Origin of the sequence: Achromobacter pulmonis (genome assembly GCF_902859765.1) — a bacterium.
Classification (GTDB): domain Bacteria; phylum Pseudomonadota; class Gammaproteobacteria; order Burkholderiales; family Burkholderiaceae_B; genus Achromobacter; species Achromobacter pulmonis.
Genome location: NZ_CADIJV010000009.1, coordinates 160,693 through 170,656, shown reverse-complemented (window position 1 = coordinate 170,656; position 9,964 = coordinate 160,693). Strand labels below are relative to the sequence as shown.

Sequence of the window (9,964 nt, the reverse complement as noted above, 5' to 3'; positions counted from 1 at the left end):
CGTGGCGGGAGCGGCGGAAGCGGCGGGCGTGGCGGCGGCCGCTGTAGCAGCCGCTGCGGTGCCGGCCGTGGCGGCGGCCGGCTTGGCCGCCTGCGCGCCGCTTTCCGCCAGCGCCTGGTCGATCGCCGCGGCGTCTTCGCCCGGCGCCAGCAGCACGCCGATCACGGTGTTGATCGGCACCGATGCCGGGCCGGCCTGAACCACGATGCGGCCGAGTACGCCGGCGTGCTCGGCGTTGATCTCGACGATCGCTTTCTCGGTTTCGATTTCGGCCAGCGCATCGCCCACGGCGACGGTGTCGCCTTCCTGCTTGAGCCACTGGTGCAGCGTGCCGGTGTCGGCATCGGCCGCGACGGAGGGGAGCTTGATAAGGTGTGCCACGTGTCGTTCGTCCTATTCTGCGCGCGCGGCCAGGTCGGGCCGGTAGGCCGCCGGGTCGTCGTATTCGACCAGTTCCAGCACATTGCCTTCGGGGTCGCGGAAGAAGGCCAGCCAGGTGCCGGGCCGCACTTCCATCGGCGCCGGTTCGCTGTCGAAGGCCACGCCGCGCGCCCGCAGGCTTTCGACGGTGCCGGCCAGGTCATGCACGATGAAGGTCAGGTAGGTGTTGCCCTGGCGGTCGAGGATGGCGGCGCCGCGCGCCGCGGCTTGCGGCGCCACGGCCGGCTGCAGCAGCTTGATGCGCTCGCCGTATGAGGTCTGCAGCCGCGCCACGTCGTAGCCGTGCTGCGTCAGGCCGGTGGCGCGGGCCTTGTCGGCCGGTACGCTGACGCGGTTGACCAGGGTCAGGCCGACCACCTCGGTGTAGAACGCCAGTTGGGCGTCCAGGTCGGCGCAGCAAATGCCGACTTCCATCGGCACGCTCATGTGCAGGGCGGCGCTCATGCGCGTTCTCCCAGGTCGGCCAGCACGTCGTGCAGGCCGGCGATGACTTCTTCGGTATCGGCGAAGGCGGCGCGTTCCAGCACCTTGGAGATGCTGGGCGAGGCCTCGCCGCCGGTGACGCGCTTGACCGGTTGATCGAGCCAGTCGAAGTAGCGGCGCTGGATCTCGTCGGCCAGCATGGCGCCGTACGAGGTGCCGCGCGCGCCCTGTTCGACGATCAGCACGTTGTTGGTCTTCTGGATGCTGGCGCCGATGGTGTCCCAGTCGAGGTTGGCGCGGTCCAGCGTGCGCAGGTCGATGACTTCGGCGTCGACGCCGGTCTCTTCCGCCGCCTTCAGGGCGCGGCCGACCATCGACAGGTAGGTCAGCACCGTGACCTTGGAACCTTCGCGGCGCACGCGCGCCTTGCCGAACGGGATGGCATAGTCGAGGTCGTCGGCGGGCACTTCGCCCGACGAAGCGTACAGGTCGACGTGCTCGATCACCAGCACCGGGTCCTTGGAGGCCAGCGCGGTGTTCATCAGGCCGATGTACTCGTAGGGCGTGGACGGCGCGACGATGCGCCAGCCGGGCGCGGTGGCGAACACGCCGGCCGGGTCCATCGAATGCTGCGAGCCGTAGCCCGTGCCCATCGCGACCTTGGTGCGCAGCACGAACGGCACGTCGATGTCGCCGCCGAACATGTGGCGGGCCTTGCCGATCTGGTTGAAGATCTGGTCGGCCGCGACCCACATGAAGTCGGGGTACATGAATTCCACCACCGGTTTGTAGCGGCCGTCCATGGCCAGGCCGCCGCCCAGGCCGGCGAAGGCGTTCTCGGAGATCGGCGTGCCCAGCACGCGGTCGGGGTACTTGTCTTTCAGGCCGCGGGTGGCGCCGTTGGTGCCACCCTTCAGGCGGTGCACGTCCTCGCCCAGCACCACGACGCCGGGGTCGGTTTCCATGCGGCGGTCGAGCACGTCGGCCACCGCGTCCACGAACTTGCGCTCGGCGCGGGCGCCGGCATGGTCGGCGGCGTCCTGGTAGCGCAGGCCGGCCAGTTCCGAGCCGTCGCTGCGCAGGCCCACGTCGCGGAAGTCGGGGCGCGGCCACAGGTCGGCGCGCACGCGGCGCTTGCCGCCGTCGGCGGTCTCGGTCAGGCGGCCGGCGACGTCCGTCATCACGTCCTTGCAGCGCTGGCGCAGGGCATCGACCTCGGCCTGGGTGATCAGCTGGCGGCCGATCATCTCGGCGGCAATCTTGTCCAGCGGATCGCGGCGGCGCCATTGCGCTTCCTCTTCCTTGCTGCGGTAGCCGAAGGCGCTGCCGGGGAAGGGACCGTTCTGATGGAAGAAGCGGTAGACGTCCACTTCGATGATGGTGGGGCCGTTGCCGGCGCGCATGTGGGCCACGGCTTCCGACATGGCCAGGTGCACGGCCAGCGGGTCCATGCCGTCGACCCGCCAGGCCGGGATGTTGAAGGCCTGGCCGCGGGCCGACAGGCGCGGCTCGGCGGTCGATTCCTCGACCGTGGTGGACACGGCGTAGCGGTTGTTCTCGATGAAGAAGCACAGCGGCGTCTTCCACGCGGCGGTCAGGTTCATCGTTTCGAGCACCGAGCCGATGTTGACGGCGCCGTCGCCGAAATAGGTCACGGCCACGCGGTCGGTGCCAGCGTGGCGGTGGGCCCAGGCCGCGCCGGCGGCCAGCGGCACGCCGCCGCCGACGATGGCGTTGGTGCCGAGGGCGCCGGCTTCCAGCCAGCGCAGGTGCATGCTGCCGCCACGGCCGCGGCAATAGCCTTGCGCCAGGCCCATGATCTCGGCCAGGGTCTTGTGCAGCACTTCGTCGATGGCGGGCGTGAGCGGGTCGCGCGGGTCCAGGCCCCGCGGCGCGACGTGTTGCAGCGCCTTGGCCAGGAACTGGTGGTGGCCGCGGTGCGAGCCGTTGATCTGGTCGCCGGCGCCCAGCGCCAGCACCGAGCCGACGGCGCCGCCTTCCTGGCCCACCGACGAGTGGGCGGGGCCGTGCACCAGGCCCGCGGCGGCCAGGTCCAGTACCGCTTCCTCGAAGGCGCGGATCCAGTGCAGCTGCGTCAGCATGGTGGCCAGCAGCGTGGGGTCGGCCTGTTGCCAGTCCGAGGCCTCGACGGTCAGTTGCCGCCAGGGCGCCTGGGAGCCAAGCGGTTGGTAGGTGGCCATGAATGAATCTCCAGAATGTGGGTAAGCGTCGATGCGGCAGAGGTCAGAGGTAGCTGTAGCGGCTCCAGCCGCCGTCGGCCACCAGGGTGTGTCCGGTGATGTAGGCGGCCTGGCGCGATGCCAGGAACACCGCCAGGTCGGCCATCTCGCCCGGCTGCGCCAGGCGCCGCAGCGGTGTGCGCTGCTTGAGGCGTTCGGGGTCGAGGCGGCCGCGCGCGGCCAGGTCGCGCACCAGGTCTGTCTCGACATAGCCGGGGGCCAGCGCGTTGACGCGCACGCCCGCCGGGCCCCATTCCACCGCCAGGGTCTCGGTCAGCAGCACCACCGCGCCCTTGGTGGCGCAGTAGGCGGCGCGGTCGGGCGCGGCCACCACGCCGTACATGGAGGCCAGGTTGATGATGCAGCCCTCGCCCTTGGGCACCATGCGGCGGCCGGCGGCCTGGGCGCACAGGAACACGCCGGTCAGGTTGATGTCGACGGCGCGGCGCCATTCGTCGGGCGTGACCTCCAGCGACGGTTTGTTGGCCGAGATGCCGGCGTTGTTGACCAGCACGTCGATGCCGCCCCAGGTCTGCTCGACCTGGACGAAGGCGCGCTCGACCGCGTCGGCGTCGGTGACCGAAGCCTGCGCGGCCAGGGCCTGCCCGCCGGCCGCCTGCAGCCCGGCCACGGCGGTGTCCAGCGCCGCCGGGTCCATGTCCAGCAGCGCCACCCGCGCGCCCTGGCGCGCGAACGCCTCGGCGGTGGCGTAGCCGATGCCTTTGGCGCCGCCGGTGATCACCACGTTCTTGCCGCGCAGCTCGGCGTGGCGTACTTCGGGAGTATTGTCCAAGTGCTTGCCTCTACAGATAGGGCGGTCAGACCGCCAGCCATTCCTGGACCACGTCCTGGCGCTCATGCAATTGCGCGGGCGGTCCTTCGAAAACGATGCGGCCGTGGCCCATCACGCTCACGCGGGTGGAGACCTTCAGCGCGATGGTCAGCTTCTGCTCGACCAGCACCACCGACACGCCGCGCTGGTGGATGTCGCGGATCACATCGGCGATCACTTCCACGATCTTCGGCGCCAGGCCTTCGGTGGGTTCGTCGATCAGCATGACCTTGGGGTTGCCCAGCAGCGAGCGGCACATGGTCAGCATCTGCTGCTCGCCGCCGGACAGGTTGCCGGCGCGGGTATTGCGGCGTTCCTTCAGGCGCGGGAAATAGCCGAACATTTGCTCGATGGTCCAGGCCGGCGCGTCGGGGCGGACCGGCTGCTCGCCCATGCGCAGGTTCTCGTCCACCGTCAGGTTGGCGAACACCTCGCGCTCTTCCGGCACGAAGCCCAGCCCGGCGCGGGCGATCTCGAAGGGGCGCTTGTTGGTGATGTCGCGGCCTTCGATGGCGATGCGGCCACCGGTCACTTCCACCAGCCCCATGATGCTTTTCATGGTGGTGGAGCGGCCGGCGCCGTTGCGCCCCAGCAGACTGACCACTTCGCCGCGCCCGACCGCCAGGTCGATGCCGTGCAGGATGTGGCTCTTGCCATAGTGGGCGTGCACGCCTTGCAGGGCCAGCAGGGGGGATTGCATGCTCATACCGTTTCCTCTCCCAGGTAGGCTTCGCGCACGCGGGCGTCGCCGCGGATCTCGGCGGGCGTGCCGGTGGCCAGGATCTCGCCATAGACCAGCACACTGATGCGGTCGGCCAGCGAGAACACCACCTGCATGTCGTGCTCGACGATCAGCAGGGTGCAGTCGCGCGTCACGTCCTTGATCAGCTCGACGGTGTAGTCGACCTCGTGCTGCGACATGCCGGCCATGGGCTCGTCCAGCAGGATCACCTTGGGCCGCGAGGCCAGCGTCATGCCGATTTCCAGCGAGCGCTGCTCGGAGTAGTTGAGGTCGCCCGCGGCGGTATGCTGCTTGGGCGCCAGGCGCACTTTCTCCAGCAGTTGGTCGACGTTCTCGTTGACCGCGCGGTGGCGCGCGATGGGGCGCCAGAAGTTGTAGACCAGGCCGTGCATGCGCAGCACCGCCAGCCGCAGGTTCTCGCGCACCGACAGGCGCGGAAAGACGTTGGTGATCTGGAATGAGCGCGCCAGGCCGAGGCGGTTGATGCGCTCGGGCGGCAGGCCGCCGATCGGGCGCGAACGCAGGCTGATGTCGCCCGAGGTCGGCGCGAACGAGCCAGACATCAGGTGGAACAGCGTGGACTTGCCGGCGCCGTTGGGGCCGATGACGGCGTGGCGTTCACCGGCCTCGACCTGCAGGTTGACGCCGCGGATGATCTGCGCGTCGCCGAAGGACTTGCGCACGTCGGTCAGGGTCAGGATGGCGTGGCTCATTTTGCGGTCTCCAGCACGGGCGTGGCCTCGGTCTGGCCGCGCCACAGGGCCTGCGCCCAGCGGCAGGCCAGCAGGCCGCCCGCGAACAGCGCCAGCGGCAGCAGCCAGGTCGACAGCGCCAGCGGCGCCCAGTCGTGGCCGAACAGGGGAATGGCGGGCCAGCCGGCCTCGGGGTTCAGCGCCAGCAGCGAGCGGTAGTCGCGCGCGAACATGCGTTGCAGCATCTCCACCGTGAACACCGTGGCGCCGGTCAGCAGCAGGCCGCCGGCGACGGACACCGCCGCGCGCGGCAGCCAGTCGGCCAGGCCGCGCTGGCGCAGCGACTTGGCGGCGCGTTGCACCAGGCCCACCAGGCCATCCGGAACGAACAGCATCACCAGCACGAACAGGATGCCCTGGTACAGCAGCCACGAACGGGTGATATCGGCCAGCGTCTGCGACAGGAAGGTCAGGATCGAGGCGCCCAGCACCGGGCCGAGGAAGGCGTTGACGCCACCGATATAGGCGAACAGCACCGCGTCGGTCGACAGCTTGACCTCGAACAGCACGTAGTTGCCGGCCTCGATGTTCAGCGCCTGCAGGCCGCCGGCGATGCCGGCGAACATGGCCGACAGCGCGAACACCATGGTCTTGAGCGTGTGCGGCCGATAGCCCAGGTAGCGCAGGCGGTTGGCGTTTTCGCGCAGGCCCAGTGTCAGCCGGCCCAGCGGCGTGCGGGTCAGGCCATAGAGCGCGGCCAGCGACACCAGCACCCAGGCCAGCACCAGGAAGTACACCTCGATATCGGAGCCGAAGGTGAAGCCCCAGGCCGGCATGCGCATGGCCGACAGCCCGGCTTCGCCGCCGAACACGCCCTTCAGGTGCGGCGCCAGCGCGTGCAGCAATTCGGCCAGCGCCAGCGTGATCATCGAGAAGTAGACGCCGGCGCGCAGGGTGGCGAACCAGCCCGCGACCAGGCCGAACAGCAGGCCGGCCACGCCGCCGGCCAGCGGCATCAGCGGCGTCGGCAACAGGCCGGCGCCGCCCAGCGCATTCATGGCGTGAATGGTGGCGAAGGTGCCGACACCGAAGTAGGCGGCGTGGCCGAAGGACAGCATGCCGCCCTGGCCGGCCAGCAGGTTGAAGGCGCAGGCGAACAGGGCCGCGATCAGCATCTGCACCGCCGCCACCAGTTGGCCCGGCGGCAGCAGCCAGGGCAGCGCGCACAGCGCCGCCACGCAGACGAGCAGCAGCAGGGCGGCGCTGGCGCGGCGCGAGGAATTCTGGTTCATGCCTGCTCTCCCTTCAGGCCCGAGGGCTTGACCAGCAGCACCACCAGCATCAGCAGGAACGGCAGCGTCGCCGCCAGGCTGGAGATCTTCACCGTCATCAGACCGCCAACGCTCTCGGCCCATTCGCCGGCGCCGAACAGGCCGAACAGGGTCGCCAGGCTGGCGTCGATGCCGACCGAGAACGAGCTGATCAGGCCGATCAGCAGCGAGGCGATCATGGCGCCTTCGAGCGATCCCAGGCCGCCCACCACGACCACCACGAACACCAGCACGCCCAGCTCCAGCGCCATGTTCGGATTGGTGGTGTAGAACGCGCCCGCGACCGCGCCGGCCAGGCCGGCCATCGCCGCGCCCACGCCGAACACGCTCATGAACACCAGCGGCACGTTGTGGCCCAGGGCCTCGGCCATGCGCGGCCGATAGATGGCCGAGCGCACCACGATGCCGACGCGGGTGCGCGACAGCAGCAGGTAGATCACCGCGAACATGGCCAGCGACACGCCGCCCATCAGCAGGCGGTAGAAGGGATAGTCGGCATCGAACACGCGGAAGGCCGCGAAGTTCAGGAATTGCGGCACGCGGTAGTCGACCGGGAAGTCGCCGTAGAACAGCTTGATCAGTTCGGCCACGATGAACGCCAGGCCGAAGGTCACCAGCAGTTCCTGCGCGTGGCCGAATTTGTGCACGCGGCGCAGGAAGAAGCGCTCCACGCCCATGCCGAGCACGCCGGCGATAACGGTGGCCAGCACCAGCGCGGTCCAGAACCCGGTGACGGGCGTCAGGGTGTAGGCGGCATACGCGCCTATCATGTAGAACGAGGCGTGCGCGAAGTTGAGCACACCCATCATTCCGAAGATCAGTGTCAGGCCTGCCGACACCATGAATAGCAGCAGGCCGTAAATCACGCCGTTCAACAGCGAGACGGTAAAGTATTCCATGTCCGCTCCAAAATCCTTGCGCGCAGGCGCAGCGCGCCTGGCGATCCATCACGCCCTGGTTTTCCGGCCCCGCGCCGGCGAGCGTTTTATTGGCGGGTGACCGCGGGCGACGCGCCGCCCGCGGCGACTCGCGGCATCAGTCCGGACGAACCATCTTGCAAGTGGCCTGCGGCGGCGCGGACACGTCCGCGGCGGACAGCACCTTGACCGGCTCGAAGCCCATGTCGGTGCCGTCGGCCTTGTACTTGGCGTTCTTGCTGACCTTGGACACCACCATCGGCAATTGCACCTGGTGGTCGGCCGCGCGCATGGTGTACGTGCCCAGCGCCGAGGTGTAGGTGACCTTCTCCAGCGCGCGCGCCAGGTCCGGCACCGACAGCTTGCCGTCCTTAGGCTTGACCTGCTTGAGCGCTTCGCCCAGGAAGGTGATGCCGATCACGGTCTGCGGCTCGGTGTAGCTCGGGTAGTGGCCGGTCTTGGACTTGTAGTCCTCGGCGAACCTGGCGCCTTCCTCGCCCGCGGCTTCGATGTTGTAGGGGTGGGCGATGTAATGGCCCAGCGCGACTTCGCCGGCGTTGGCGAGGTTGCCGACCTGGTCCAGGAACACGGTGGCAAAGCGCACCTTCAGCCCGGCCGACTGCGTCGCCTTCATCAGCAACAGCAGGTCGTTGGACCAGTTGCCGGTGATGACGGTGTCGGGATTGGCCGAGCGGATACGCGCCACGTAGGGCGCGAAGTCCTGAATCTTGTTGACTTCGTGCAGCGTCTTGCCGACCACTTCATAGCCGTACTGCTTGGCGAAGCGCTCAGTGGCGCCCTCCATGTCCTGGCCCCAGGAATAGTTCTGGTTGATGGCGTAGACGCGCTTGCCCAGCGTGCCGTCGGCCGCCATGACCGAGGTCAGCGCCTTGACGCGCAGGTCGGCGTTGGTGGCGAAGCGGAAATGGTAGAAGTGGCACTTCTGGCCGGTCAGTTCCAGCGCCTCGCCGCCCACGTTCAGGAACACGACTTCCTTGCCCGGGTTGCGCAGGTTGTGCTTGCGCACGTCTTCGGTGAGTTGGCCGGAGATGGCCGACGACGAGCCCTGCACCAGGATCTGCACGCCTTCGGCGGCCGCGGCGCGGAAGCGGTCGGAGGCGCCCACGGGGCCGCCCTGGTTGTCGAATTCGACCAGCTCCAGCGGTTGGCCATTCCAGCCGCCGGCGGCGTTGATGCGGTCCAGTTCGTACTTGACCGCGGCGCGGAATATCAGGCCGGTCGAGGCCTGCGGGCCGGACAGCGTCTCGATCAGGCCGATCTTGACGGGCGCGGCCTGGGCCGATGCGGCAATGCCGGCCAGGCACAGCAGGCCGGTGGTGAAAGCCAATTTCATGCGTGTCTCCTCCGTGGAACGGGAGTGGTAGGTCCGTGAATCAAGCAAGCGCGCTTTACCGCGGCTCTTCTATGCCCAGGAAGCGGGCAATTTCGGTGAGTTGTCCTTCCAGCATGTAGAGGCCGGGATGGGTGCGGCAGCCGCGCGCGGCGGCGGCGCGCAGCAGCGGCGTGTCGACGCGGCGCATCACGGCATCGGCCACCACGGCGCCGGTCGCCAGCGCATCCAGCTGGAAGGGCAGGGGATCGTTGTCGTCCAGGCCAAGCGTGGTCGCATTGATGGCGATGTCACAGGACTCGGGACGGGGACCGGCCAGCGAGATGGCCAGGCCGGGGAAGTGTTGCGCCAGGCGCGCGGCGAAGGCCTCGGCCTTGGCGGCCGAGCGGTTGTACAGGCGCAGGCTGGCCGGACCGGCCTCGGCAATGGCGCAGGCGATGGCCTTGCCGGCGCCGCCCAGGCCGGCCAGGTAGACATGGCGGCCGGCGGGGTCATGCCCCTGGCCGCGCAGGCCGGCGACAAAGCCCAGGCCGTCGAAGTTGCCGCCGGTCAGGCAGCCGTCGCGCACGCGCACGGCATTGACCGCGCCGATCAGTTCGGCGGCGGGGGTGAGGGCGTCGCACAGCGCGGCGGCGCTTTCCTTGTGCGGCACGGTGACCACCAGGCCGCCCAGGTTGGCCAGGCCGCGCAGGCCCGCGAACAGGCCGGGCAGGCCGGCGGCCGCGACGTGGAACGGCACCATGACGGCGTCGATGCCGCGCTCGCGCAGCAGGGCGTTGAGCCGCTGGGGCGTCTTGACGTGCACGATCGGGTCGGCCGCGATCGCGAATACGGTTGTGCTGCCGGTGATTTCCACCTGATTGTCCCCTGCCTGTCATGCGGCTATTGGCCGTGTTTTCTTGACGCCCTTGCTTGAAATCGCCAGTTGCTTTACGCTTTCAGTACAAGTTGTCAGGCAACTTTATTAAGTTGTCCGATAAATCATAGGGCAAGCG

Annotated in this window: 10 protein-coding genes; all 10 read right to left on the bottom strand. The window is 69.0% G+C overall.

The genetic code is table 11. The annotated features are described in order from the left end of the window. Positions 1-381 (bottom strand): biotin/lipoyl-containing protein (locus tag HV701_RS10580; RefSeq protein WP_338077765.1); only part of this gene is annotated, 381 nt, incomplete at its 3' end. A gap of 12 nt (positions 382-393) precedes the next feature. Further along, the gene (locus HV701_RS10575) at positions 394-885 is read right to left on the bottom strand and encodes a VOC family protein (RefSeq protein WP_175133009.1); all 492 of its coding nucleotides are present in this window, start codon (positions 883-885) and stop codon (positions 394-396) included. Then, entirely contained in the window at positions 882-3,065 is a 2,184-nt protein-coding gene (locus HV701_RS10570) for an alpha-ketoacid dehydrogenase subunit alpha/beta (RefSeq protein WP_175133008.1), read from the bottom strand. The genes HV701_RS10575 and HV701_RS10570 overlap by 4 nt, the downstream gene beginning before the upstream one ends. Positions 3,066-3,108: 43 nt before the next feature. Next, a complete protein-coding gene (locus tag HV701_RS10565) occupies positions 3,109-3,897 on the bottom strand; it encodes an SDR family NAD(P)-dependent oxidoreductase (protein ID WP_175133007.1) in 789 nt (262 codons plus the stop codon). Positions 3,898-3,922: 25 nt separating this feature from the next. Continuing rightward, positions 3,923-4,642, bottom strand: coding sequence for an ABC transporter ATP-binding protein (locus HV701_RS10560; RefSeq protein ID WP_175133006.1), 720 nt, complete (start codon positions 4,640-4,642; stop codon positions 3,923-3,925). Then, a complete protein-coding gene (locus tag HV701_RS10555; protein WP_175133005.1) occupies positions 4,639-5,391 on the bottom strand; it encodes an ABC transporter ATP-binding protein in 753 nt (250 codons plus the stop codon). The genes HV701_RS10560 and HV701_RS10555 overlap by 4 nt, the downstream gene beginning before the upstream one ends. Then, positions 5,388-6,662 carry a branched-chain amino acid ABC transporter permease gene (locus HV701_RS10550; RefSeq protein WP_175133004.1) on the bottom strand — a complete coding sequence of 425 codons (1,275 nt, stop codon included), beginning with the start codon at positions 6,660-6,662 and terminating at the stop codon, positions 5,388-5,390. The genes HV701_RS10555 and HV701_RS10550 overlap by 4 nt, the downstream gene beginning before the upstream one ends. Beyond that, positions 6,659-7,600 (bottom strand): branched-chain amino acid ABC transporter permease, encoded by a 942-nt coding sequence (locus HV701_RS10545; protein WP_006386228.1) that lies wholly within the window; start codon positions 7,598-7,600, stop codon positions 6,659-6,661. Before HV701_RS10545 ends, HV701_RS10550 begins: the two co-directional genes overlap by 4 nt. 136 nt (positions 7,601-7,736) lie before the next feature. Continuing rightward, positions 7,737-8,972: a branched-chain amino acid ABC transporter substrate-binding protein gene (locus tag HV701_RS10540; protein ID WP_175133003.1), complete on the bottom strand. Its 1,236-nt coding sequence runs from the start codon at positions 8,970-8,972 to the stop codon at positions 7,737-7,739. Between the two features lie 55 nt (positions 8,973-9,027). Then, entirely contained in the window at positions 9,028-9,825 is a 798-nt protein-coding gene (locus HV701_RS10535) for a shikimate dehydrogenase family protein (protein ID WP_175133002.1), read from the bottom strand. Positions 9,826-9,964 lie beyond the last annotated feature (139 nt).

What these genes read in the sequence shown, in the direction of transcription:
- HV701_RS10570 (WP_175133008.1), bottom strand. Translation starts at nt 3,065, where the DNA reads ATGGCCACCTACCAACCGCTTGGCTCCCAGGCGCCCTGGCGGCAACTG.
- HV701_RS10550 (WP_175133004.1), bottom strand. Translation starts at nt 6,662, where the DNA reads ATGAACCAGAATTCCTCGCGCCGCGCCAGCGCCGCCCTGCTGCTGCTC.
- HV701_RS10555 (WP_175133005.1), bottom strand. Translation starts at nt 5,391, where the DNA reads ATGAGCCACGCCATCCTGACCCTGACCGACGTGCGCAAGTCCTTCGGC.
- HV701_RS10560 (WP_175133006.1), bottom strand. Translation starts at nt 4,642, where the DNA reads ATGAGCATGCAATCCCCCCTGCTGGCCCTGCAAGGCGTGCACGCCCAC.
- HV701_RS10575 (WP_175133009.1), bottom strand. Translation starts at nt 885, where the DNA reads ATGAGCGCCGCCCTGCACATGAGCGTGCCGATGGAAGTCGGCATTTGC.
- HV701_RS10540 (WP_175133003.1), bottom strand. Translation starts at nt 8,972, where the DNA reads ATGAAATTGGCTTTCACCACCGGCCTGCTGTGCCTGGCCGGCATTGCC.
- HV701_RS10545 (WP_006386228.1), bottom strand. Translation starts at nt 7,600, where the DNA reads ATGGAATACTTTACCGTCTCGCTGTTGAACGGCGTGATTTACGGCCTG.